22 protein-coding genes, 1 pseudogene and 2 riboswitches are annotated in these 22,830 nt (G+C 70.3%); of the genes and pseudogenes, 11 read left to right on the top strand and 12 right to left on the bottom strand.

Going from position 1 to position 22,830, the window contains the following annotated elements:
• Positions 1-65: 65 nt before the first annotated feature.
• Positions 66-222, top strand: a riboswitch (cyclic di-AMP (ydaO/yuaA leader).
• Positions 223-233: 11 nt separating this feature from the next.
• Complete coding sequence (locus ABZ806_RS22725) at positions 234-998, top strand: CHAP domain-containing protein (protein WP_500219353.1); 765 nt, start codon at positions 234-236, stop codon at positions 996-998.
• A 174-nt stretch (positions 999-1,172) separates the two neighbouring features.
• On the opposite strand, the gene ABZ806_RS22720 is transcribed toward ABZ806_RS22725, so the two are convergent.
• Positions 1,173-3,116: a potassium transporter Kup gene (locus tag ABZ806_RS22720; protein WP_500219352.1), complete on the bottom strand. Its 1,944-nt coding sequence runs from the start codon at positions 3,114-3,116 to the stop codon at positions 1,173-1,175.
• Between the two features lie 347 nt (positions 3,117-3,463).
• Between ABZ806_RS22720 and ABZ806_RS22715 the strand changes: the two genes are divergently transcribed.
• The gene (locus ABZ806_RS22715; protein ID WP_500219351.1) at positions 3,464-4,996 is read left to right on the top strand and encodes a Re/Si-specific NAD(P)(+) transhydrogenase subunit alpha; all 1,533 of its coding nucleotides are present in this window, start codon (positions 3,464-3,466) and stop codon (positions 4,994-4,996) included.
• Between the two features lie 3 nt (positions 4,997-4,999).
• The gene (gene pntB, locus ABZ806_RS22710) at positions 5,000-6,439 is read left to right on the top strand and encodes a Re/Si-specific NAD(P)(+) transhydrogenase subunit beta (protein WP_500219350.1); all 1,440 of its coding nucleotides are present in this window, start codon (positions 5,000-5,002) and stop codon (positions 6,437-6,439) included.
• Between the two features lie 45 nt (positions 6,440-6,484).
• Here the strand turns inward: pntB and ABZ806_RS22705 are convergent, their stop codons facing one another.
• Positions 6,485-7,339, bottom strand: a complete 855-nt coding sequence (locus ABZ806_RS22705) for a hypothetical protein (RefSeq protein WP_500219349.1) — start codon at positions 7,337-7,339, stop codon at positions 6,485-6,487.
• A 229-nt stretch (positions 7,340-7,568) separates the two neighbouring features.
• Positions 7,569-7,715 (bottom strand): annotated as a pseudogene (locus ABZ806_RS22700) (fasciclin domain-containing protein); the annotation flags it as partial.
• Between the two features lie 5 nt (positions 7,716-7,720).
• Here ABZ806_RS22700 and ABZ806_RS22695 point away from each other — a divergent pair.
• The 6 genes from ABZ806_RS22695 to ABZ806_RS22670 all read left to right on the top strand — a co-directional run bounded on the left by ABZ806_RS22695 (position 7,721) and on the right by ABZ806_RS22670 (position 10,918).
• On the top strand, positions 7,721-8,296 hold the full coding sequence (locus ABZ806_RS22695) for a sigma-70 family RNA polymerase sigma factor (protein WP_500219348.1): 576 nt from the start codon (positions 7,721-7,723) through the stop codon (positions 8,294-8,296).
• Positions 8,293-9,015 (top strand): anti-sigma factor, encoded by a 723-nt coding sequence (locus tag ABZ806_RS22690; protein WP_500219347.1) that lies wholly within the window; start codon positions 8,293-8,295, stop codon positions 9,013-9,015. Before ABZ806_RS22695 ends, ABZ806_RS22690 begins: the two co-directional genes overlap by 4 nt.
• A gap of 80 nt (positions 9,016-9,095) precedes the next feature.
• Complete coding sequence (locus ABZ806_RS22685) at positions 9,096-9,368, top strand: VldE C-terminal domain-containing protein (protein ID WP_500219346.1); 273 nt, start codon at positions 9,096-9,098, stop codon at positions 9,366-9,368.
• A gap of 538 nt (positions 9,369-9,906) precedes the next feature.
• A complete protein-coding gene (locus ABZ806_RS22680) occupies positions 9,907-10,281 on the top strand; it encodes a BlaI/MecI/CopY family transcriptional regulator (protein ID WP_500219345.1) in 375 nt (124 codons plus the stop codon).
• Positions 10,278-10,517, top strand: coding sequence for a hypothetical protein (locus ABZ806_RS22675; protein WP_500219344.1), 240 nt, complete (start codon positions 10,278-10,280; stop codon positions 10,515-10,517). Before ABZ806_RS22680 ends, ABZ806_RS22675 begins: the two co-directional genes overlap by 4 nt.
• Entirely contained in the window at positions 10,511-10,918 is a 408-nt protein-coding gene (locus ABZ806_RS22670) for a hypothetical protein (protein WP_500219343.1), read from the top strand. Before ABZ806_RS22675 ends, ABZ806_RS22670 begins: the two co-directional genes overlap by 7 nt.
• 37 nt (positions 10,919-10,955) lie before the next feature.
• Here ABZ806_RS22670 and ABZ806_RS22665 read toward each other — a convergent pair whose 3' ends face one another.
• The 4 genes from ABZ806_RS22665 to ABZ806_RS22650 all read right to left on the bottom strand — a co-directional run bounded on the left by ABZ806_RS22665 (position 10,956) and on the right by ABZ806_RS22650 (position 14,847).
• Positions 10,956-11,999: a C40 family peptidase gene (locus tag ABZ806_RS22665; RefSeq protein ID WP_500219342.1), complete on the bottom strand. Its 1,044-nt coding sequence runs from the start codon at positions 11,997-11,999 to the stop codon at positions 10,956-10,958.
• 3 nt (positions 12,000-12,002) lie between these two features.
• A riboswitch (cyclic di-AMP (ydaO/yuaA leader) is annotated at positions 12,003-12,151 on the bottom strand.
• 103 nt (positions 12,152-12,254) lie between these two features.
• Entirely contained in the window at positions 12,255-13,190 is a 936-nt protein-coding gene (locus tag ABZ806_RS22660) for a M56 family metallopeptidase (protein ID WP_500219341.1), read from the bottom strand.
• A gap of 4 nt (positions 13,191-13,194) precedes the next feature.
• Positions 13,195-13,599 carry a BlaI/MecI/CopY family transcriptional regulator gene (locus ABZ806_RS22655; RefSeq protein WP_500219340.1) on the bottom strand — a complete coding sequence of 135 codons (405 nt, stop codon included), beginning with the start codon at positions 13,597-13,599 and terminating at the stop codon, positions 13,195-13,197.
• Between the two features lie 45 nt (positions 13,600-13,644).
• Positions 13,645-14,847 (bottom strand): VanW family protein, encoded by a 1,203-nt coding sequence (locus tag ABZ806_RS22650; protein WP_500219339.1) that lies wholly within the window; start codon positions 14,845-14,847, stop codon positions 13,645-13,647.
• Between the two features lie 539 nt (positions 14,848-15,386).
• Between ABZ806_RS22650 and ABZ806_RS22645 the strand changes: the two genes are divergently transcribed.
• Positions 15,387-15,686 (top strand): hypothetical protein, encoded by a 300-nt coding sequence (locus ABZ806_RS22645; protein WP_500219338.1) that lies wholly within the window; start codon positions 15,387-15,389, stop codon positions 15,684-15,686.
• A gap of 63 nt (positions 15,687-15,749) precedes the next feature.
• Positions 15,750-17,177: an MFS transporter gene (locus ABZ806_RS22640; protein WP_500219337.1), complete on the top strand. Its 1,428-nt coding sequence runs from the start codon at positions 15,750-15,752 to the stop codon at positions 17,175-17,177.
• Between the two features lie 72 nt (positions 17,178-17,249).
• Here ABZ806_RS22640 and ABZ806_RS22635 read toward each other — a convergent pair whose 3' ends face one another.
• The 5 genes from ABZ806_RS22635 to ABZ806_RS22615 are packed head-to-tail and all read right to left on the bottom strand — an operon-like array spanning position 17,250 to position 22,828.
• Positions 17,250-18,635: an NADH-quinone oxidoreductase subunit N gene (locus tag ABZ806_RS22635; RefSeq protein WP_500219336.1), complete on the bottom strand. Its 1,386-nt coding sequence runs from the start codon at positions 18,633-18,635 to the stop codon at positions 17,250-17,252.
• The gene (locus ABZ806_RS22630; protein ID WP_500219335.1) at positions 18,632-20,131 is read right to left on the bottom strand and encodes a complex I subunit 4 family protein; all 1,500 of its coding nucleotides are present in this window, start codon (positions 20,129-20,131) and stop codon (positions 18,632-18,634) included. Before ABZ806_RS22630 ends, ABZ806_RS22635 begins: the two co-directional genes overlap by 4 nt.
• Complete coding sequence (locus ABZ806_RS22625) at positions 20,128-22,002, bottom strand: NADH-quinone oxidoreductase subunit 5 family protein (RefSeq protein WP_500219334.1); 1,875 nt, start codon at positions 22,000-22,002, stop codon at positions 20,128-20,130. The genes ABZ806_RS22630 and ABZ806_RS22625 overlap by 4 nt, the downstream gene beginning before the upstream one ends.
• A complete protein-coding gene (gene nuoK / locus ABZ806_RS22620; protein ID WP_500219333.1) occupies positions 21,999-22,304 on the bottom strand; it encodes an NADH-quinone oxidoreductase subunit NuoK in 306 nt (101 codons plus the stop codon). The genes ABZ806_RS22625 and nuoK overlap by 4 nt, the downstream gene beginning before the upstream one ends.
• Positions 22,301-22,828, bottom strand: coding sequence for an NADH-quinone oxidoreductase subunit J (locus ABZ806_RS22615; protein WP_500219332.1), 528 nt, complete (start codon positions 22,826-22,828; stop codon positions 22,301-22,303). Before ABZ806_RS22615 ends, nuoK begins: the two co-directional genes overlap by 4 nt.
• Positions 22,829-22,830 lie beyond the last annotated feature (2 nt).

Here is a 22,830-nt window from a genome sequence, read left to right as displayed (position 1 = left end):
GTGACGCGCGCACCCTCACCGAGATCAGTCGCTGAGATACATCCGTAAAAGTCTGCGCCGCGCCATGCGGTGCGAGGCCGAGTCCGTCCCGGTCGATGCGGCCGGACGGAGCCGGGGACCCAGTGTTCCAGGGGTGAATCGGCGCGCCGAACGGTCGCGCCGTAGGGCTGCTTCCATGCCCGAATCCGTCAGCTAACCCGGTAGGCGTCATGGAAGACAAGGAGATTCCCTGCATGACCGGTCGTTTCGATCGTCTTTCGCTCACCCGGTTCTCCTCCGAGGACAAGGCCGTCGGCGTCGCCGCCGGTGCGGTCCTGGCCGGAGCCGTCGGACTCGCCGTCCTCAACCCCCTGGCCGGCGGCAGCGCCGCGGCCGAGACCCCCGCCCAGGCCGCCGCCGCGGTCGCCGAGCAGAGCACGACCTCCAACAGCACCACCTCCAAGAACGCGGCGATGACCACAGCCGAGGCCAAGAAGGCCGGCTACAAGGTCGCGCCGGGCGCGGTGCAGGCATCCCAGGTCATCAAGCTGGCCGAGAAGCAGGTCGGCATCAGCGAGGGCAAGGCCGGCCAGACCAAGTTCCACGACTGGTACGTCTCCACCCCGCACGCCAAGGCCACCGCCCAGCGCGACGGCGGGTTCTCGGTCAAGGCCTACAACGGCGCCCAGTGGTGCGACATGTTCGTGTCCTGGCTCGGCGCCCAGACCGGCGTGAAGAACATGGGCTGGGACGCCTACACCGTCCAGCACGCCACCTGGTTCAAGAAGACCGACCGCTGGGGCGACAAGCCCAAGCCCGGCGCCGTGGTCTTCTTCGACTGGAAGAACGGCTCCAACGGCTCCATCGGCGGCATCGACCACGTCGGCCTTGTGGTGAAGGACAACGGCGACGGCACCGTGAAGACCATCGAGGGCAACAGCAACAACGAGGTCCAGAAGAAGACCCGCGACACCTCCCAGATCGTCGGCTACGGCTACCCCGACTACGCCAAGAAGTAGCCCCAACCCCAGACCCACCACCCCCGAAGGCGCCCGGCCCCCCGCCGGGCGCCTTCGGGCGTTCGGAATGAAAGCCTCCGCTAGCACGTCCGTCACCGCGCCCAGATCACGCACGGCTACTCCGCGCCCGGACCGGGTCGCCGATGCATCCATCGGAGGGGTACTCGGGCGCGGTCAGATGTCGACCTGGGAACCCATGATGACCGTGCGCGTTTCGGGCAGGCGGAAGTAGCCGGCGGGATTGGCGGCGTTGCGGGCCAGTACCAGGAACAGTCGCTTGCGCCACCGCCGCATGCCGGGTGCCTGGGTCAGCCCCAGCGTCACCTTGGACAGGAAGTAGGAGGCGTGGTCTGGATCGAAGCGCAGTTCGGCGCCGGGGAGCAGGGCGGCTCGGCGCAGAGCGGCGGGCAGATCCTGCGGGTCTTGGAAACCGTGCCGGACGCAGACATGGACGATGCCGTCGTCGCGATAGCCGAGATCGTCGATGCTGAGCTGCTGCGCGGCAGGGATGTAGGGGACGTCCTCGGACACCATCGAGACGATCACCACATGCTCGTGGACGACGTGGTTGTGCTCGTAGTTGGCGCGCAACGCGATCGGGGTCGTCGTCTTGCCCTGGTGGGGGAAGACCGCGGTGCCTGGCACGCGCTGGACCCCGTCCCGGTGCAGCTTCTCGATGAACTCCGGCAACGGTCCCTCTTTGGCGGCACGGCGTGCGGTGACGATCTCGCGCCCGCGCTCCCAGGTCGTCATCACCGTGAACACCGAGATCCCGATCAGCAGCGGCAGCCAGCCGCCGTGGGTCACCTTGGTGAGGTTCGCCGAGAAGTAGGTGATCTCCGCGCCGCCGAGCACGAGCGCGGTCACGATGAGCTTCCAGGCCGCCCAGCGCCAGGCGACCCGCGCGACGACCAGGAACAGCGTGGTGGTGATCAGGAAGGTGCCGGTGACGGCCATGCCGTAGGCGGTCGCCAGCCGTTGGGACGAGCGGAAGCCCAGCATCAGGATCAGCACGCCCGCGAACAGGATCCAGTTGACTGCGGGTACGTACACCTGCCCGGCCTCGCGCGGCGAGGTGTGGCGGACGCGCAGGTGCGGCAGGTATCCGAGCCGGACCGCTTGGCGCGACACCGAGAACGCACCGGAGATCACCGCCTGCGAGGCGATCACCGTCGCGGCGGTGGCCAGCACCACCATCGGCAGCCGTGCCCAGCCGGGGAACAACAGGAAGAACGGGTTCTGGGTGTTGCGGGGATCATCCAGGATCAGCGCGCCCTGACCGAGATAGTTCAGGGTCAGGGCCGGGAACACGACGGCGAACCAGGCACGGCGGATGGGCCCTTTGCCGAAGTGTCCCATGTCGGCGTACAGCGCTTCGGCCCCGGTGATCACCAGGACCACCGCTCCCATCGCGATGAACGCGGTGTAGGGACGGTCGGCGATGAACGCGGCGGCGTACGTCGGCGACAGGCCCCGCACGATGCCGGGCCGATCGACCAGCTGAATCAGTCCTCCCGCCGCCAGCGCGGCGAACCACAGCAGCATGACGGGCCCGAACAGGCTCGCCACCCGGTGCGTGCCCCAGCTCTGCACGACGAACAGGAACGCCAGGATCGTCGCGGCGACCGGCACCACCACGTGTGCCAGCTCCGGGCTGCTCACCTGCAGGCCCTCCACCGCCGACAGCACCGAGATCGCCGGGGTGATCACGCTGTCGCCGTAGAACAGCGAGGCGCCGAACACGCCCAGCGCCATCACCAGGGCCGCCCCTCCCCGCGCGCCGCCGAGCACCCGGCGCACCAGTGCCGCGAGCGCCATCACGCCGCCCTCGCCGTCGTTGTCGGCCCGCAGGATCAGCGTCACGTACTTCACCGACACGATCAGCGTGATCGTCCAGAACACCAGCGAGATCGCGCCGTAGACGTCACCGCTGGTCGGACGGACCGCTCCATGGTCGATCGAGAACACCGTCTGCAGGGAGTACAACGGGCTGGTGCCGATGTCCCCATAGACGACACCCAGCGCACCCACCGTCAACGCGGCACGCCCCCGCGCCCCGGACGCGGAGGCGCCGGGCTCGGACGCCGCCGCCCCAGGCACCATCTCCCCGTCGCCCATAACGGCATACCTAACCGCCCGCGGCACCCCGGAAGCCTCACCAGGTGATCTGTGTCCAGGTCGGACGGCTGAGCCGGGCGAAGGAGATCTCGGGCCGCGGACTTCGTGTCCCGCGGGACGGCACTTTCAGGACGGTACGCAAGTGCCCAACTTTCGCGGCCAAGACTGGCACACAGTACATAGCGGAAGCGGTCCCGCTCGCGGCAGAATTACCTTGATGCCGAGATACTTGGCGGCCGTCCGCTCGTCCACGTCCGGACCGGCGTGCAGGCACCCCGGCAACCAGGCGCGATGCCCCGTACCGCGCGCTCACGGCGCTGATGCGCGGGAGATATGAGGTGGTTGTCATGATCGTTGGAATTCTCAAGGAGGATGCGCCCGGCGAGCGGCGGGTGGCGGTGACGCCGGACACCGTCACCCGGCTGCAGAAGCTCGGGTACGAGGTGGTCGTCGAGTCCGGTGCCGGAGCGGGCGCCGGCTTCGCCGATGACCGGTACGAGGCCGCGGGCGCCGCCATCGGCGACGCGGAGGCCGCGGACGTGGTGCTGGGCGTCGCCCCGCCCTCACCCGAGCGGCTGGACGCCCTGCGACCGGGCGCCACGCTGATCGGCCTGCTGAGCCCCCGCTTCAGACCGGACCTGGTGGAGGACCTCGCCCAGCGCCCCATCACGGCGCTGTCCCTGGACGCGGTGCCGCGGATCTCCCGGGCGCAGTCGTTCGACGTGCTCTCCTCGATGGCCAATATCGCCGGATACCGGGCGGTGATCGAGGCCGCGCACGAGTTCGGCCGGTTCTTCACGGGCCAGGTGACCGCGGCGGGCAAGGTGCCGCCGGCGAAGGTGCTGGTCGCGGGGGCCGGCGTCGCCGGGCTCGCGGCGATCGGCGCGGCCGGCAGCCTGGGCGCGATCGTCCGGGCCACCGACCCGCGGCCGGAGGTCGCCGACCAGGTGCGCTCGCTCGGCGGCGACTACCTCGCCGTCGCCGAGGCCGAGCCGCACGACACCCCGGGTACCGGGTACGCCAGGGAGATGCCGGACGACTACAACATCCGCGCGGCCGCGCTGTACGCCGAGCAGTGCCGTGACGTCGACATCGTCGTCACCACCGCGCTCATTCCCGGCCGGCCCGCGCCGAAGCTGATCACCGCCGAGATGGTGGCGGCGATGCGGCCGGGTTCGGTGATCGTCGACATGGCCGCGGCCAACGGCGGCAACGTCGAGGGGACGGTTCCCGGCGAGCGGGTCGTCACCGGGAACGGCGTGATCATCCTCGGCTACACCGACCTGGCCGGGCGGCTGCCCGCCCAGGCGTCCCAGATGTACGGCACCAACCTGGTCAACCTGATCCAGCTGATGACCCCGCAGCGGGACGGCGAACTCGTCCTGGACTTCGACGACGTCGTGCAGCGCTCGATGACCGTCGTCCGCGAGGGGGAGCTCACCTGGCCGCCGCCACCGGTGCCCGTGTCGGCGGCCCCGGCGGCCGTCCGGCCGGCGCCGCGGGAGACCGAGGCGGACGACCCGGTCGGCAGGGCGAGCCCCGGGCTGCGCCGGGTCGGCGCCGCCATCGCGGCCGCCGGGATGTTCGGCCTGATCGCGGTCTCGCCGGCGGCGCTGCAGGTGCACCTGACCGTGTTCGCGCTGGCCATCGTGATCGGCTACTACGTGATCGGGAACGTGCACCACGCACTGCACACCCCGCTGATGTCGGTGACCAACGCGATCTCCGGGATCATCGTGGTCGGAGCACTGGTGCAGATCGGCACGGGAAGCGCCGCGATCAGCGTCCTCTCACTCGCGGCGATCCTGCTCGCGAGCATCAACGTCTTCGGCGGATTCGCGGTCACCCGCCGCATGCTCGCCATGTTCATCAGGAGCTAGGCAATGACGGTCGCAACCGCGGCGACCGCGGCGTACATCGTCGCGGCGCTGTTCTTCATCCGCGCGCTGGCCGGGCTCTCCCGGCACGAATCCGCGCGGCTGGGCAACGCCTACGGCATGCTCGGCATGGCCGTGGCGCTCGTCGCCACCATCGCCCTCACCGTCGACGACGGCATCGACCTCCCCGCGTTCGGGCTGCTCGTGGCCGCGATCGCGGTCGGCGCGCTGATCGGCCTGCAGCGGGCCAGGTCGGTGGAGATGACCGCGATGCCCGAGCTAATCGCGCTGCTGCACAGCTTCGTCGGGCTGGCCGCGGTCCTGGTCGGCTGGAGCGGCTACCTGCACGTCGAGCACCACCCCGGGGGGACGGAGGCGGCGGCGCTCGCCCGCGAGGGCATGCTCGGCATCCACAGCGCCGAGGTCTTCATCGGCGTCCTCATCGGCGGCGTCACCTTCACCGGCTCGGTCGTGGCCTACGGCAAGCTGTCGGGCAGGTTGAAGTCCGCGCCGCTGATGCTGCCGGGCAAGAACCTGCTCAACGCCGCGGCGCTCGTCGTGTTCTCCGCGCTCACGGTCGCCTTCGTCGTCGAGCCCCGGCTGTGGGAGCTCATCGCGGTCACCGCGGTGGCGCTGCTGCTCGGCTGGCATCTGGTCGCCTCCATCGGTGGCGGCGACATGCCGGTGGTGGTCTCCATGCTGAACAGCTACTCCGGCTGGGCGGCCGCGGCGTCCGGGTTCCTGCTCGGCAACGACCTCCTGATCATCGTGGGCGCGCTGGTGGGCTCCTCGGGCGCCTACCTGTCGGCCATCATGTGCAGGGCGATGAACCGCTCGTTCCTGTCGGTCATCGCCGGCGGGTTCGGCCTCGAGGCGCCCGCCGCGTCCGGCGCCGACCACGGCCGGCACCGGGAGATCACCGCCGCGGAGGCCGCCGAGGCGCTCACCGCGGCCTCCTCGGTGATCATCATTCCCGGCTACGGCATGGCCGTCGCCCAGGCACAGGCCCCCGTCGCCGCGCTGACCGCGCGGCTGCGCGACCTCGGCGCCCAGGTCAGGTTCGGCATCCACCCGGTCGCCGGCCGCCTCCCCGGCCACATGAACGTCCTGCTCGCCGAGGCAAAGGTGCCCTACGACCTGGTGCTGGAGATGGACGAGATCAACGACGACTTCGGCGCCACCGACGTGGTCCTGGTGATCGGCGCCAACGACATCGTCAACCCGGCCGCCGAAGAGGACCCCGCGAGCCCCATCGCCGGCATGCCCGTCCTGGAGGTCTGGAACGCCCGGCAGGTCATCGTGTTCAAACGCTCCATGGCCACCGGGTACGCCGGCGTCCAGAACCCGCTCTTCTTCCGCGACAACACCCACATGCTCTTCGGCGACGCCAAGGAACAAGTCGACGGCATCCTCCGCGCCCTCGAACACCTCACACCTGTCGGCTGACCCGGGGGACGCCCGCAGGGTGAGCGGCCGAAGGCCGGGCGCCCCTCACCCTCCGAGCGAGTTGTAGACGTTCGCGCACTCGACCGGGCAGAGGTACACCTGGGTCCTGGAGTGATCGGTGCCGGGCAGCGTCCACCTCATTTTGATCTTGCCCGTGGAGCGCCCGGGCGAGTAGAGGCTGGGGCTGGGCTGGCTGCTCCAGCCGGATGTGCCTCCGATGATCGCGCCGCTGGAGCTCCGCAGGACCGCCATGGCGCTTCCCCGCACCGGCTTGTCGTAACCGGACTGGACGGTGAAGGACAGCATCTTGCGTGTGGGGTGCTTCCGTTGCGGCTCGACCCTGACCTTGCTCGCGTTCAGCGGCGCGACCTTGCCGTTCATCATCTTGCCCTCCAGGTCGCGGATCGAGCTCTCCAGCGGCCACCACTGCGTGCGGACCTTGAGTCGAATCTCGGCGATGGGCTCGTCCTTCAACGTGGTCTGAACACCGAGCATGCTGCTGTAGAAGCCTCCGCCGGAGCGCTGGCCGGGCAGGACGGGCGGCAGCAGGACCCCCGCCTGGCCCCGGATCTTCTCGCCTCTCTGGTTCAGAGGCTCGATGTCCACACTCGAAACAGCGATCATGCGGCGGCTGGTGTTCTCCACCACCAGGCCATAGGACACGATCGGGTCCTTATCGCCTTCATCCAGAACCTTGTTGAACCGGGAGAAGCCCTTTTCCACGATCCGCAATTGACCGCCATCGTCCGCGCCGGCGAACGGCGGTGTCGAGGGGCTGACCGAGGACGGACTCGCGGTGCCGGTCTTGGAGGTGACCGGGTTGCCATCCTGGCATCCCGCGACCACCACCAACCCGATCAGCCAGCAGGCCGCCAGAGCTGTCCTCGCCGGGGATGACATCGAATCCCTCCCCGTTCGTTGATCATCTACCTTTCGGGCTTAGACGCGCCGCCCTCCGTCCCGGTTCGTCACCGTCCTCGACGGCGGGTTCCCCAACCCCGGAGTCCGCTGCTGGGGGCGGTCTGCGCCATCGGGGGTTTCGGCGGGTGGAGGCGCGGTGGACGGCCGGTCTTCCCTCCGCCCCGTGGGTCCTGACCGTCCACCGGCCGTTCGCGGGGTTACTTGGGGGCGGCATCAGGACGGAGTCGATGATGTAGACGGTGGCGTTGGCGGTCTGGACGTTGCCGCACACCACGTTGGCGTTGTCCTTGCCGACCGTGGAGGACTCGCCCGAGCCGCTGGTGGTCAGCGTGCCGCCCTGCAAGGTCGTGAGGCTCCAGGATGATCTTCACCGTCTCCCTGTCGGCCATGACCTTGTCGAGCGTGGCCTCGGGGATCCCGCCCTTGCCGGGGGCGGGGACGGCCGAGCACGCCGGACCGAACGGCTTGCCGGTCGCGGGCGCGGCCGTGCTGGAGGATCCATCGAGCGGACGCGGCGCGCCCCCGTCGTCCCGGACCTCGGCGAACTGCTCGTCCTGGTCGCCCGCGGCGACCTCGCACTACCGGCCGGACAAGGGCGACGCGACCGCGTGGGCGCTGACGATGGCGCACCGCCGCGCGATCGACCGGGTCCGCTCCGCCCAGGCGAGCCGCGACCGCGAGCAGCGCGCCGGCGCCCCCGGCCCGGACTACGACCAGGTCGCCGAACAGGCCGGCACGCGGTTGGAGCACCAGGAGGTGCACCGCTGCCCGCGCGGCCTCACCGACACCCAGCGCGAGTCGATCGCGCTGGCCTACTACGGCGGCTACACCTACCGGGAGGTCGCCGAACTGCTCGGCGTCGGCCTCGCCGCCGTCAAGACCCGGATGCGCGACGGGCTGATCCGGCTGCGCGACTGCCTGGGGGTGCAGCCATGACCCACGACCCGCACGACCTCGCCGGCGCCTACGCCCTGGACGCCCTGTCCGACACCGAACGGCGCCGGTTCGAACGCCATCTGCCCGGCTGCCCCGCCTGCGCCGACCAGGCCGCAGGCCTGCGCGAGACCACCGCCCGGCTGGCGCTGGCCGTGTCCCGGCAACCGCCGCCCGCACTCCGCGACCGGGTGCTCGCCGAGATCAGCCGGACCCGGCAGTCGCCGCCCCGGCTCACCCGGCGGCTTCCCTCCGCCCGGGGCCTCGGGCCGAGCTGGCTGGCCGCCGCGGCGTGCCTGATCCTCGCCCTCGCCGGCGGCATCACCGCCGCCCACTTCCACGGCGACGCCGAACACGCGCAGGACCTCAACCGGCGGCTGGCCGCCGTGCTGACCGCCCCCGACGCACAGACCTCCACAACCCGGACCCAGGACGACGCCACGGTCACCGTCGTGTCGTCCCGGTCGCTGGACAAGGCAGTGATCACCACGTCCCGGCTCAGGCAACTGCCGTCGGCGAAGACCTACCAGGTGTGGTTCCTGGCCCCCTCCGCCGCCCCGCGCCCCGGCGGCGTCCTGCGGCCGCCCGCCGGCCGCCCGTCCCGGCCCATCATCGCCTCCGGGCTCGGCAACGCCCAACAGATCGGCATGACCATCGAACCCGCGGGCGGCTCCCCCCGCCCGTCCGGCGCCCCCTTCCTCACCCTCCCCCTGATGCGATGAACGAGCGGAGCCTCCGCTCACCTCGCGATCCGTCCCATGGACGTGAACCGCCGCGAAGAGTCGGCCGGACGGGACGCAAAATGACCGACTCCAAAGACGGTCAGCTCGCCCAGGCGGAGGAACAGCGGCGCCGGCCCGGCGTCACGCCCCGCATGCGCAAGATCATGCTGGAGATCGACCAGAAGTTCGGCCCGTTCCCCACGATTGGCTGCTACCGCCCTGGAGACCCGCAGGACCACGGCTCCGGACGCGCCTGCGACTTTATGGAGAGCATTGCCGGCAGGATGCCGACCGCCTCGCCGCGGAACCGCCACCGCCGGCAGCGTGTGGCGGATCACCAAGAACGTCACTGAGGCGCGGCGACGAGCTGGACGGCCCGCCGGACTTCTGGCAGCGCGTTCTGGCGGTCAGAACCGGTGCAGACACCTCCGCGCCTACTTGATGCATCGATCTACGAAGCCTGGTAGTAGATGCCATGGAGGGCGGACGACGACGATGCAAGCCGAGCGCATGACGGACGGAACGGCGGGGCAGTGGCATCACCAAATGCTCACCGAACCGGCCTCGGCCGCGCCCAGCGGCGAGATCTGGCTCAGGTCCGGGGGACGGCTGGCGGTCGCCGACCTGATGCCCGACCGGACGCGGTCCGCCGGCCCCCCCCGCCGACAGCTTCTGAACGATTCGGGATCCACGAGAGCGGACGGATCGATCGCAGCGCCGGCTGGTTCTCCCGTTCGACGCTCCAGACTCTGCGCGAGACGACGGCCACCGGGGAGTTCTGGGGGACCGCCGAGCCGAACTGATCTCCGCGCGGGCCAGCGAGAGGGACCTACTATGGGCTGTAGTATGCGGAGCCGATCCAGCAGGCGTGACGTCGGAAGGCGGTAGATCATGGCCGGGCAGCGCTTCGGCGACCTGGAGGCCGCGGTGATGGACCGGATGTGGTCCTACGGCCGCCCGGCCAACGTCCGCGAGGTCCTTGAAGACCTCCAGCGCGAGCGGTCGATCGCCTACACCACGGTGATGACCGTTATGGACAACCTGCACAAGAAGGGGTGGCTGCGCAGGAAGCGCGTGGGGCGTGCGTACGAGTACGAGGCGGTGGCCTCGCGGGAGGGCTACACCGCCAAACTCATGCGCGAGGCGCTCGCGACCAGCAACAACCAGGCCGCCGCGCTCGTGCACTTCCTGTCCGACCTGTCACCGGAGGAGAGCAGGGCCTTGCAGGCGGCGCTCAAGGTCGTGCAGCCGCGGGACACCACGTGACCGCGGCCGCCACCCTCCTCGCCTACGCGGCACTACTGGGAATCCTGGGGCCCCGGCTCATGCGTGCCCGCGGCTGGGCCGACCGTGCCCCGCGGCTCGGCGTACTCGCCTGGCAGACGGCCGGGGCTTCCGTTATGGCGGCGGTGGTCCTCGCCGGCCTGATGCGGGTGGTGCCGATCGTCCGGACACCGCACGGCCTGGCGGCCTGCCCGGACGCCACCGCTGTGTCGTGCTGAGCACTGGGGCGCTCGAACCGCTTCCTGAGGATCAGTTGTCCGCGGTCCTCGCCCATGAACGCGCGCATCTGGCGGGCCGCCGCGATCTCGCCATCAACCTCGCCGTCGCGTTCGGCCGTGCGTTCCCCGCCTTCTCGCACCTCACGACCCCCTGTCCCGTACCGGACGTCTCACCGGCGGCGTCGGCGCTCTGCTTGCGACGCTGCCGCTGGCACTCGCCGCCAACCCGGCCATCACGGCTCTCCTTGAACGCCACTGCCACTTCCCGATGTAGCGGCGCGACCCGTACCGAGCCGGGCGTCGCTACGGAACTGGTCGCCATCGGCCCCCCAAGACCTCCAGCTGGGGAGGCTGTAGGAGAGGCAGCCAAAGGACGTCCCCGTCACCCCAGGGGTGGGTGACGGGGACGCGGTACCGGGCCGCTCAGGGCGGCGGTGGTCAGGCCACGCGGACGCCGCCGGCGAACGGGCGGCCGGAGATCGAGCTGATCTTGACGACGTCGCCGGTCTGCGGGGCGTGGACCATCTTGCCGTTGCCGATGTACAGGCCCATGTGGTGCAGGTCGCTGTAGAAGAAGACCAGGTCACCGGGCTTCAGGTGGCTCTGCGAGACACGTGTGCCGGCGGTGAACTGGCTCCCGGTGTAGTGGGGGAGGGTAATGCCGACCTGGGCGTAGGCGTACAGGGTCAGTCCGGAGCAGTCGAAGCCCTTGATGTTGGCGCCCTGCGCGGTGCCGTAGGACGGGCCGGACGCGTTGCCGCCGCCCCACGAGTACGGAACGCCGCGCTGGCTCAGGGCCGCTCTGACCGCCCCCATGGCCTTGGCCGAGGCGCCTCCGGGATCCACGTTCGGGGCGGGACCCGCGTTGGTGCGAGCGCCGGAGCCGACACCGAGTTTGGTTTCGACCTTCTTCAGCTTGGTCTGAAGTTCCTTGCGCTTCTTCTTCGCCTCGCCGGTGAGCTCGCGCACCTGCTTCGCGCGCGCTTCGGCCGACTTGCGGGATCGTTCCGCGGACTGCATCGTCTGCAGCAGGTGAGCGACGCGAGTGCTGTCCTGGCGGGCGAAGTAGTGGAGCGTGGCCGACTTGTCCAGCACGGCCTGAGGGTCGTCCGCCGATGCGAACGCGACCGCCGGGTCCGCCGGCCCGTTCTTGTAACTGTCCGCGGCGAGCTTGACGATCCGATCCCGGGCCTCGTCCAGCGCCTTCTTCTGGCGGACGGCGTTGCCCTCGGCCACCTTGGCGGCACGCTGCGCCTGCTGCAGGCGCACGCGCAACCCGTTGTACTGCTCGCTGAGCTTCTCCGCCTCGTCGGCGAGCTTCTTCTGCCGGGCGGTCAGCTCTTTGCGGGTCGGCTGGGGCTCGGCCCAGGCGGGCGGGGGAGCCACGAGCGTCGCGGAAACGGCGATCGATGCCGTCCAAGCCGTGCCCGTGATGAGCCGGCGGCGGATCGGCCTTCTCTCTCCGGCAGCTCGTCGCTGCATGCACTGTCCTCTCCAGTACGCCTACCGGGTGAGCTGCCGGGTTCGGGCCGGAGTCGCCCTACCGCTCATGGTGAGCGGATTCACCCCAGATGGAGAACGGTTCCCCGGTTCCTCGGACGGCGTGGGGCCGCGGGATTCGGCGTGGCCACCGCTGTCCCCGGCGGGGACACCGGACGATGGCTCCTACGGAGCGTAGGAGATAGTGGCCTCATTCGCCACCCAAGTGGCCGAATACGACAAACCGCCTCGGCCGTCTCAGCAGATGTCGGACAACTGCACGATGGTCGCGGCGGCGACCAGGAGGGGCGTGGCGACGGCGACGGCAACGAAGGCGGAGGCGGCCGCCCGGACGACCCGGCGCGGCTTCACCACCTCGGCGGACTCCAGTCGCAGCACTCTCTCCGTCAGCGCCCCCGTGGAGGGCCCTGCGGCGCCGAGGGCGCCCGCCACACCCGGCGTCGCCGCGAGCCGACACAGGGCGTCGACGAGCGTGCGCCTGCCGCAGGCTCGGGCCGCCGCGTCGTCCGCGGCCATCTCCAGCAGCAGTGGCAGGGTCTTCTTCGCCCGGCGGACAGTCGGCAACCAGGGCAGGAGTGCGTAGGCGAGGTCGAGCATGAGCAGCATCGTGTGGTGCCGCTGACGCAGGTGGGTTCGTTCATGGACGAGAACCGCGCCGAACTCTTCGGGAGTGAGGGTCTCCTGCGTGCCGGTGCTGACCACGATCGCGCGCTCCCGGGCGGGCAGCGAATACGCCACGGGGATGGGGTGGTCGAGGACGAGTACGTCGTCGTGCCGTCCATGCTCCTTGGCGACGAGCCGGAGCATCTCCCAGTGCCGGCGCCGGTGCCGCACGGCTCGTCTGAGCCGCGGCAGGCTGCGGGCGAGCCTGGAACAGCAGGCCGTCAGCAGCGCCAGGCTCGCGGCGGCCGCCATGATGATCGCCTCGTCACCATGGTGGGGCAGGCAGTTGCGCAGCCACTCCAGCAGACCGTGGCCGGGCGCCGGCGGTGACAGCAGCGCCACCGCGACGATCCCGATGTCGGCGATGAAGGTGCCGGCCAGCGCCGCGAACCAGCAGGCGATGGCGATCCCCGGATGCGCGGCGGGGCGGCGGAGTCGATCGAGGGCGGGCCCCGCCAGGCAGCCCAGCAGGACCGCCGTGGACACCAGGCTGATCACGAGGTAGATCACGCCGTCATGCCCCCTGGTCGTCGGACGTCCGCCGGCGCAGGGCGTCCAGCAGGTGGCGCGCGTCCTCGGGCGGGACGGCTTCGGCGAACCTCGCCAGGATGCTCCCGTGATCGTCGGATTCGGTGAGCGCGTCGAGCATCAACTCGACCGCGTACTCCTCCCGCGCGCGGGTGGGGGCGTAACGGAAGGCCGTCCCGTCCGGTGTGCGCCGCAGCAGGCCCTTCTGCGCGAGCCTTTCGGCCACGGTCTGGACGGTGTTGTAGGCCAGAGCCTTGTCGGCGTCCTCGTTCAGCTTCGCGAGCAACTCGCGCACCCGCAGCGGGCCTGGCGCGTCCCAGAGCACGTCCATGATGGAACGCTCGAGTGCTCCACCCAATCCGGCCACGCGCCACCTCCGTCCTGCGCACATTGTGCCGGAGAACCGGCTGTGGGCGGGAACGCGGGCTGTCGCTCGCTACTGGCACGTGATGCGCGGCTCGGCCTCATAGGTGGTGTGGAACTTCTGGCGGCGCACCTCCTTCCCGTTCTGCTTGAAGATGCGCCAGACGTCGATCTGGAAACCCTCGGCACCGGGCATCGGGATGCACTTCGGCCCCGGCTCGGTCTTGCTCTCGAAACTCTTGATCGCGTACTTCTCGGAACTCTTCGATTCGATGTCGTAGCGCTCGGTGCTCCAGAAGTTCACGGTGAGGGAGGTGTCGGTGTAGGCGGTGTCGACGAGGACGCCGTACGGCGAGTCGTTGCGCCACCGGAAGTCCGGCTGCGGGAAGGAGACGGTCGACTCGCGTCCGGCCGGATAGCGGGAGATGCAGTACGAGTGAGGGACGTGCTGGACGTCCTGCAGCCCACCGAAGAACACGGCGTTGAACATCGTCGTCGCGAACTGCGAGATCCCGCCGCCGACGTCGTCCACGTACCGCCCGTTCAGGATCATCGGTGCCTCCACGAAGCCGCGCGCCTTGTCCCGCTTGCCGACGATCCCGTTGAGGGAGAACGTCTCGCCCGGCCGGACGATGTAGCCGTCGAGGATGTCGGCGATGGTGTGGATGTTCTTGACCCGGGGCGCACAGCACGAATGGCGGGTGGTGAAAGAACTGATCTTCTGTTTGATGCCCATGTCGCGCGCATGGTCGGTCGCGACTCGCGGCTTGTCGACGGTCATCGGCACGTTCACCTCACGCCCCTGGGGTAGCAGGACCGCGCCGGCGACCGCGTCACCGAGTGCTCGGGAATCGACTCCCCGGCCTTCCGCGGCGGGAACGAGCCGAAGCTTGCCCGAGTCGTCGGGTGCGAAGACCAGGTGGGGAGCGAAGCTCCTCGGCTCCACCGTGACCCGCTCGGCATCGACGGCCAGAGTGACCGGCCCGGACACGGCGACCCGTGCCGGCCCCGCCGCGACCTGGCGGATCTCGTTCGCATCCGCCTTCGGCCGCAGCGGGCTTGTCGGCAGTTCCGTAGTAGTCGGCTTGCCTCTCAGTGCCGCGAGGAAAGCGGCCTTGACCGGAGCGGCGGCCGTCCGGGCGTCCAGCCCGGCGCCCGGTCGCGGAAGTACGGCCTCGGGTGTGGTGCCGCGGAACTTCACCGCCCCTTCCCGTACGGGCGTGCCGATCCGCTTGTTGAGCTGGCCCAGCGCGGCCGCGAACCGGGTCTCGTCCATGCGAATCCGAGGAGTGATCTCCCGTCCGCCGAAGACGGTGGAGAAGACCGAGGTGAACCCGAACCTGCCTGATCGAGGCGTTCCACGGCGGATCGCTCACTGAGCCCGCCGATGTCGACCCCCGAGACCTCTGTTCCCCGTGGCACGTCGTCCCCGGTATATACCGCCGCGCCGCCGTAGCCGACGGCCGTGACGATGACGAGGGCCGCGACGGAGAGAATCTCCTCCGGGTGCGGTCCCCCTGCCGACACCAGACTACTAAGTACCATAGTAGAAAGTGCCGGGAGAGTGCCTCGCCGAGCAGAGCGCCCCTGGTTGGAGTGCATGGAGAAGCCTTTCGCGTGCATATGTACGTCTCGTAGTTCGTTTGCGGCCAGCCGAAGGTTCGCACGTGCCGCGCCGGCAGGCGACGTCCGGCTACTAACTACAAGTAGTACTATCGCTGCGTAGTAGGTAATGCGCGGTAGGAGGGGGAGCGATGACCACCGCGCCTTCAGGCTCGTCCGGTATGGGAAGCGAGGCCGGCTGGAACACCATGGATGCGGCGAGACCGGCCGCATCGCCGCGCGGCAGGCCCCGGTCCGTTCTCGCTCGCCGACCCGGAGCGGATCCGCGCACTGCTCACTGAGGCCGGCTGCACCGACATCAAGATCGAGCCGCTACACGAACGGCTTCGCCTCGGCGCAGACGTGCCGGACGTCCTGACCTGCTTCCGTGATCACCCAGCGGCCTCGTCGAGCATCACCGCCATGGACGACGCCACGCTGGGGAAGGTCGGCGGCGAACTGGCAGAGGCGAAGTCGGAGATTCCACCCGCACTCGGGATGATTTACCCGTAGGGGGTATGTTATCGTCCTCGCGACATACCCCCTAGGGGTACATCTCATGAAGGGTGGACTGTCATGTCCGCAGATCCCAGGCGCTGGTGGGCGCTCGCCGTGCTCGCCACCGCCCAGTTCATGGTCATCATGGACACCTCGATCATCGGGGTGGCGCTCCCCGACATGCAGCGGGAGCTCGGCTTCAACCAGAGCGGCCTGCAATGGGTGTTCAACGCCTACGTGGTCGCGCTCGGCGGACTGCTGCTGCTCGGCGGCAGGCTGTCGGACCTGTTCGGCGCGCGGCGGGTGTTCACCGCCGGCTGGCTGGTTCTGATCGGCGGGTCGGTGGCCGCGGCGGCCGCCACCGGCGCCGAGGCCGAGATCGTCGGCCGCGCGATCCAGGGCGTCGGCTCGGCGCTGATCGCACCGTCGGCGCTGACCCTGCTCATGGTGCTGTTCTCGGCCCGCCCGAAGGAGCTGGCCAAGGCGATGGCGTTCTACGGGGCGGCGGCCCCGGCCGGAGGCACGGCCGGCGTGTTCCTCGGCGGCGTCATCACCGAGTGGCTGAGCTGGCCGTGGGTGTTCATCATCTACATCCCGATCGGCCTGCTCACGCTGGCGATGGTTCCGGCGGTCCTGCCGGACGTGCCCGGACGCCGCGCCGGGCTGGACGTCCTGGGCGCGCTCGCGGTCACCGGCGGGCTGGGCCTCACGGTCTACGCGATCGTCCAGGCGCCCGGACGGGGCTGGGACTCCGCCGGGACCGTCCTGCAGCTGGGCGGCGCCGTGCTCCTGCTGGTGATCTTCGTCGGACTGCAGCGCATCGTCCGCAGCCCGCTGATGCCGCTGTCGGTGTGGCGCACCCCGAACCTGTCGGGTGCGAACGTCGCGATGATGGTGCTGGGCGCCGCGTGGATCCCGATGTGGTACTTCCTCAACCTCTACCTCCAGCAGGTCCTGGGCTACGGGGCGTTCCCGAGCGGCGCGGCGCTGCTGCCGATGACGGCGCTGATGATGGTGCTGATGGTCGGCGTCACCGGACGGCTCATCGCCCGGTTCGGCACCAAGCCGCTCATCGTCACCGGACTCGTCGTCCTGGCGGCCGGCCTGTCGGTGCTGTCCACGATCGACGCGGGCGGGAGCTTCGCCACCGACGTCTTGCCGGGTTCGCTGATCTCGGCGGTCGGCATGTCGCTGGTGTTCATCCCGGCGACCATGGCGGCGATCGGGGGAGTGGCCCCCGAGCAGGGCGGCCTGGCGTCCGGAATCGTCAACACCACCTACCAGGTCGGCTCGGCGATCGGCCTGGCCGTGATGACCGCCATCGCCACCTCGCAGGGCGCCGACCGGCTCGGTGACCTGCCCAGCCTGACCGACGGTTTCCAGGCCGCCTTCATCGGTGCCGCCGTCGTCGCGCTGGCGGGTGCCGGACTCGCCCTGGCCACGCTGCGGACCCCCACGGTCCAAGGAGGCACGGAAGAGCACGTCAAGGAGAAGATCCAGGCATGATCGGGTGTAGGAAGGCCGCCGCCCGGGTCACTGGCCTGGGCGGCACGGCCGTACCGGGAGTTGCTGGTCAGGTCAGCCGATGCTGAGCGCCACGCCGCTGCCGATGCCGAGGGCGAGGGAAACCGCGGCCGCCAGGTAGGCCGTCCATTGGGCAGTGCGGTCCAGGCGCTCGTGCCGGTCGGCGTCTCTGGCGAATGCGGGCACGATCCAGCGCAGGTAGTAGAAGACGCTGGCGACGGAGTTGACGGCGGCGACGGCGGCGAGCCACGTGTAGCCACCGTCCAGGGCCGCGCCGAACATCAGCAGTTTGCCGACGAAGACGGCGGTGGGCGGGGTGCCCACCAGGCCCAGCAGGCAGATGACCAGGGACACCGCCAGGAGTCGGGAGCGTCGCATCAGCGCGCCGTACGCTGCCAGATCGTCGCTGCCGGCGGCGATGACGACGGCGAAGGCGCCGATATTGGTGATGGCGTACGCGGCGAGATAGAACAGCAGGGCCGGCTCGGCGAGATCGCTGCGCCCGGCCATCGCGATCGGGACGAGCAGATAGCCGGCCTGGCTGACGGTGGAGTAGGCGAGGAGCCGCCGGACGTTGTCCTGCCTGAACGCGGCGAGGTTGCCCAAGGTCATGGTCGCGGTGGCGATGACCGCGATGAGCAGCGGCCAGTCGCCCAGGCCGGGCGGAAGGGCTTCGGCCGCGAAGCGGTAGAGGGCGGCGAAGGCCCCGATCTTCGGGACGGTGGTGACGAACGCCGCGACGACCGGGGGAGCGCCCTCGGTGACGTCCGGCACCCAGAAGTGGGCGGGTACGGCGCCTGCTTTGAACAGCAGCCCGGCCAGCAGGAGCACGACGCCGACCATGACCGCGCCGTCCGGAGCCGCCCCGAGTTCGGCGCGGAGCGATGCGTAGGACGTGCCGCGGCCGAGCCCGTAGAGCAGGGTGACGCCGGCCAGCATGAGAATGCCGAGGAAGGCGCCCACGAGGTAGTACTTGAGCGCCGCCTCGGTGCCCGGCGCGTCCTTCCCGAAGCCCGCCAGCGCGTACCCGGGGATGCTGGCCAGCAGGTAGGCCGCCACCAGCACCAGGAGGTCGGACGCGGCGCCGAGCGTGATCGTGCCGAGCGAGGCCAGCAGGATCAGGACGTAGAACTCGCTCTCCCGGCGGTGCCCGCGCATCGGGCTCACGGCGAGCACGATCACCAGCAGCGTCGCCGCCAGGACGACGATCCGCGTCACATGGGTGATCGGGTCGAGCATGAACGCGTCGAAGGTCATCAGGTCCGCCCGGCGGGCGGCGAAACCCGCGGCCACCAGGCCGGACACCAGCCCGATCGCGCACAGTACGGCGACGATCCACTGCCGCGTGCGCGGCAGGAACGACCCGGCCAGCAGCCCGATCACGGCTGCGCCGAGGAGGAACAGTTCCGGCAGCAGATCCGCCGGATTCTCGCGCATCATCGTGCCACCAGCGAGATCACCGCAGCCGAGGCCGGCTCGATGACGTCCAGCAGGAACCGGGGCGCGACCCCGATGACCACCGCCGGCGCCAGCAGCGGGACGACCGCGCCGAGCTCGCTGCGGTGCGCGTCGGTGACCCGCGCCGTCAGCTCGCCCGGCGGCCCCAGGACGGCGCGGTGCAGCAGGCGCAGGAACAGGGCGGCGGTGATCAGGATGCCCGGGATCGCCAGCGCGCCGACGACGACCAGCCCGGTGCCGCCGCTGCCGATGACCCCGGCGAAGATCTGAAATTCGGCGATGAAGCCGGAGAAGCCGGGTAGCCCGAGGGAGGCGAACGCGCCGACCGCGACCAGGGCGGAGAAGACCGGAGCGCGCCCGGCCAATCCGCCGAAGCGGCCCATGTCGTAGGTGCCGGCCCGGTCGTACAGCACCCCGGCCAGCAGGAACAGCGCGCCGGTGATCAGGCCGTGGCTGACCATCTGGGTCGCGGCGCCGTCCACCGCGAGCCGCCGGGCGGCCTGGTCGCCGAGCGCGCCGGCGGCGCCGAGCGCCACGATGATGTACCCCATGTGGTTGACCGAGGTGTAGGCGATCAGCCGCTTCAGGTCCTCCTGCGCGTACGCCACCAGCGCCCCGTACAGGACGCCGATCAGCCCCACGATGATGATCACCCAGGCGTAGCGGCGCCACGCGTCCGGCAGCATCGGCATCGCGATCCGGACGAACCCGTAGGTGCCCATCTTCAGCAGGATTCCGGCCAGGATCGCCGAGCCCGCGGCGGGCGCGTCGGTGTGCGCGGGCGGCAGCCAGGTGTGGAACGGCACGGTCGGCGTCTTGATGGCCAGGCCGATGCCGATCGCCAGCAGCACGAGTCCGGCGAGGCCCGTGGAACCGGCCAGTGGCGGCGTGCGGGTCAGTTCGACCATGTCGAAGGTGTGCGGCTCGGCTCCGAGGTACAGCCCGATGAACCCCAGCAGCAGGGCGAGCGAGCCGAGGAAGGTGTAGAGGAAGAACTTCAGCGCCGACCGCATCCTGTCGCCGTGTCCCCATCCGGCGATGACGAAGTACATGCCGACGATGGACAGGTCGAAGAACACGAAGAACAGCAGCAGGTCCAGGGCGGCGAACAGGCCGAGGGAGACCGTCTGCAGGAACAGGAAGAGCGCCGCGAAGGCCCGTACCTGCCGTTCCTGGCGCAGCGAGTAGATCGCGCAGGCCAGGAACAGCAGCGAGGTCAGGGCCAGCAGCGGCAGCGACAGGCCGTCGACGCCGATGTGGTAGCCGGCGGAGACGGACGGGATCCAGCGCACCTTCGTCTCGTAGGAGATCCCGTCGCCGGTGCCGTGCCCGATCCACATGGCGATGACCAGGGCGAAGTCGACGGCGCACGCGGCGATCCACGTCCAGGTCACCGCGCGGGCGCCGAGCCCGGGCACCGCGTAGAGCCCGAGCGCGACGGCCAGCGGGAGGAAGATCACTAGGGAGAGCACGTTCACCTGACCAGGAGGACGATGAGGATGAGCACGGCGAACAGGACCGCGGCCTGCGCGTAGTAGGTGTGCGCCTGGCCCGTCTGCGGACGGCGGGCGAGGTCGGCCAGCCGGCGGGTTCCGCGCCCGATCGCTCTGACGAGCCCGTCCACTCTGACCTCGACCCGGCGGCCGGCGAGCGCGGAGGCGAGCCGCCCGGTGGCGGCGGTCGCGCGCACGCCTCCGTCGATGACCCGGTCGTCGAATCGGGCGAGTGCGGTGGCCAGTGTGAACACCGGGCGGGCGATGAGCAGTTCGGCGAGCCGTTCGAGATGGAGCCAGTGCTGGGCGGGGGCCGCCCACGCCGTCCGGATCCGACCGCCATGGCGCACGAAGACCCAGGTCAGCGCCAGGACGAGCAGCACCAGGGCGCCGGAGAGCGCCAGCTCGGCAGGCCCCGGGCCCGGTTCCCGGCCGGTGCCGAGAAGGTTGCGCCATGCCTCGTCCACCAGTGGCAGCGCGAAGACTCCGAGTGCGGCGGAGCCGAGGGCCAGTGCGGGCAGCGGCAGCTTTTCCAGCAGGCTGATGTGCCGTGTCCCCACCTGCTCGGTGTCCGTTCGCGTCATCGCGTCGATCGGGCGGGCCACGGCGAACAGGGCCCGCCCCGCATAGCCCGCCGACAGCAGCGCCGCCGCGAGACCGACCGCGTACAGCGGGAGAGAGTGCTCGAAAGCCGCGCTGAGAACCGTGTCCTTGGTGGCCCAGAGCGACAGCGGCGGCGCCCCGGCAAGGGCGAGCAGTCCGATGCCGAAGGTGACGCCGAGCAGCCGATGCCGGCGGGCCGCGCCGTGCAGTTCCATGAGGTCCTTGGTACCGAGGGCGCTCAGCCAGGCGCCGGCACCCAGAAACAGCAGGCTCTTCACGGCGGCGTGGGCGACGAGATGCGCGGCGCCACCGGCCACTGCGCCGGCTCCGGCGCCGAGCACCATGAACCCGATCTGCGCACACGTCGACGCCGCCAGCAGTTGTTTCAGGTCGCGCTGGGCCAGGGCGACCGCGCCCAGCAGCAGCGCGGTGAGCGCGCCCAGCCAGGCGACCAGCGTCGCCGCCCAGCCGGTCGCCGCCAGCAGCGGCTCCAGGCGCAGCAGCAGGTACGCCCCGGCGGCCACCATGGTCGCCGAGTGCAGCAGCGCGGAGACCGGGCTCGGGCCGTCCATGGCCCGCGACAGCCAGAACGAGAACGGCAACTGCGCCGACTTGCCCAGCGCGGCCAGGACGACGCCGGCCGCGATCAGGTCCCGCCAGGGTCCGTCCGCGGCGGCCAGATCGCTGAGGCTCAGCGCGCCCGTTCCGACCAGGGCGGCGCCGGCGGCGAAGTAGAGGCCGAGGTCACCGGCGCGCGTGGTGACGAAGGAGATGTCCGCCGAGCTGACCCTTCTCGGCTCCCGCCACCAGAAGCCGATGAGCGCGTACGACATCGCGCCCATGACCTCCCAGCCCATCAGCAGGACGGCCAGGTCGGTCGCGGTGACCGTCACGAGCATCGCTCCGGTGAACACCAGCATCAGGCCGAAGAAGCGTGCCCGTGACTCGTCCGGGGAGAGCTCTCCGGCGGAGAACAGCAGGACGGCGAGACTGACCGCCGTGACCGTCAGGACGAGGGCGGCGGAGAGCCCGTCCACCGCCAGACCCGCGGGCAGCCGCCCGAAGAGCGGGAACTGCACGGTCGGCCGAACCATCGCCGCCGCGATCGCCAGGCACAGCGCGACCAGCGCGGCCCCTATCGCGATCGCGGGCGCCGGCCGGTCCAGGCTGCGTCCGAAGACGAAGCGTCCGGTGAGCAGCAGCACGCCGGTCACGATCGGGACCGCCGGCAGGAGCCAGCCGAGGATGCTCATCCTTTGAGATCTCCGGCCTCGTCGGTCATGTCGATGTCGCGGGTGCGGAACAGCGCGGTGACGACGGCGAATCCCATCGCCATCTCCAAGGCCATCACGGTCACGGCCACGAGCACCAGCACCTGGCCGTCCGCCGCTCCGGGCGCGACGTAGAACCAGAACGCGGCGCCGGCGACGAGGAGCCCGTTGATCATGAGTTCGAGACCCATCATCAGCATCACGATCGACTGCTGGGACAGCGCCCCGTACAACCCGACCGAGAACAGGGCGGCGGCGAGCACGAGAAAGACCTCGAGGTTCACTTCGCACCGCCCTTGCCGCCGGACGGCCGGTCGTAGCGGCCCCGGTCGGTCGCCAGCACCACGGAGGCGATCATCGTGGCGAGGATGGCGATGCCGATCACCATCATCACCAGCATCTTCGGCCCCATGATCGCCTCGCCGACGGCGAACGTCGGGTCGGCGGGCACGGTCCCACGCCGTGCCGGCCACGGGGTGCGGAAGATGCCGGCCACCAGCGCGGCGAAGACGGCGACGGAGATGGCGATGGCTCCGCGGTGGTTGTGCACCATCGTCATCGGCATGAGCCCGCCCGGGTTCATCATGTACATGATCATGAAGACCGCCATGATGAGCATCTCCATGATCATCATGAGGATCACCAGGACGCCGAGGTAGTCGAGGTCGAGGAGCAGCAGTTCCACGCCGACGCATAGGAACGATGCGAGCAGGGCGAACGTCGCCCGTGCCATCGAGTCGACGACGAAGACGGCCACACCGAAACCCACGGCCCCCACCGCCAGGATCCAGAACGCGACGGTCTGCATCT

Origin of the sequence: Spirillospora sp. NPDC047418 (assembly GCF_040643275.1) — a bacterium.
In the GTDB taxonomy this organism is placed as follows: domain Bacteria; phylum Actinomycetota; class Actinomycetes; order Streptosporangiales; family Streptosporangiaceae; genus Spirillospora.
This window is presented reverse-complemented; position numbering and strand designations above follow the sequence as displayed.

Bases quoted from the DNA above. Each gene is read 5' to 3' on its own strand.
- pntB (WP_500219350.1), top strand. From the start codon at position 5,000: ATGACGGTCGCAACCGCGGCGACCGCGGCGTACATCGTCGCGGCGCTG.
- ABZ806_RS22725 (WP_500219353.1), top strand. From the start codon at position 234: ATGACCGGTCGTTTCGATCGTCTTTCGCTCACCCGGTTCTCCTCCGAG.
- ABZ806_RS22715 (WP_500219351.1), top strand. From the start codon at position 3,464: ATGATCGTTGGAATTCTCAAGGAGGATGCGCCCGGCGAGCGGCGGGTG.
- ABZ806_RS22655 (WP_500219340.1), bottom strand. From the start codon at position 13,599: ATGTGCGCAGGACGGAGGTGGCGCGTGGCCGGATTGGGTGGAGCACTC.
- ABZ806_RS22665 (WP_500219342.1), bottom strand. From the start codon at position 11,999: ATGCAGCGACGAGCTGCCGGAGAGAGAAGGCCGATCCGCCGCCGGCTC.
- ABZ806_RS22640 (WP_500219337.1), top strand. From the start codon at position 15,750: ATGTCCGCAGATCCCAGGCGCTGGTGGGCGCTCGCCGTGCTCGCCACC.
- ABZ806_RS22650 (WP_500219339.1), bottom strand. From the start codon at position 14,847: ATGGACGAGACCCGGTTCGCGGCCGCGCTGGGCCAGCTCAACAAGCGG.
- ABZ806_RS22690 (WP_500219347.1), top strand. From the start codon at position 8,293: ATGACCCACGACCCGCACGACCTCGCCGGCGCCTACGCCCTGGACGCC.
- ABZ806_RS22705 (WP_500219349.1), bottom strand. From the start codon at position 7,339: ATGTCATCCCCGGCGAGGACAGCTCTGGCGGCCTGCTGGCTGATCGGG.
- ABZ806_RS22645 (WP_500219338.1), top strand. From the start codon at position 15,387: ATGCGGCGAGACCGGCCGCATCGCCGCGCGGCAGGCCCCGGTCCGTTC.
- ABZ806_RS22635 (WP_500219336.1), bottom strand. From the start codon at position 18,635: ATGATGCGCGAGAATCCGGCGGATCTGCTGCCGGAACTGTTCCTCCTC.
- ABZ806_RS22720 (WP_500219352.1), bottom strand. From the start codon at position 3,116: ATGGGCGACGGGGAGATGGTGCCTGGGGCGGCGGCGTCCGAGCCCGGC.
- ABZ806_RS22695 (WP_500219348.1), top strand. From the start codon at position 7,721: ATGATCTTCACCGTCTCCCTGTCGGCCATGACCTTGTCGAGCGTGGCC.
- ABZ806_RS22615 (WP_500219332.1), bottom strand. From the start codon at position 22,828: ATGCAGACCGTCGCGTTCTGGATCCTGGCGGTGGGGGCCGTGGGTTTC.
- ABZ806_RS22680 (WP_500219345.1), top strand. From the start codon at position 9,907: ATGGCCGGGCAGCGCTTCGGCGACCTGGAGGCCGCGGTGATGGACCGG.
- ABZ806_RS22685 (WP_500219346.1), top strand. From the start codon at position 9,096: ATGACCGACTCCAAAGACGGTCAGCTCGCCCAGGCGGAGGAACAGCGG.
- ABZ806_RS22625 (WP_500219334.1), bottom strand. From the start codon at position 22,002: ATGAGCATCCTCGGCTGGCTCCTGCCGGCGGTCCCGATCGTGACCGGC.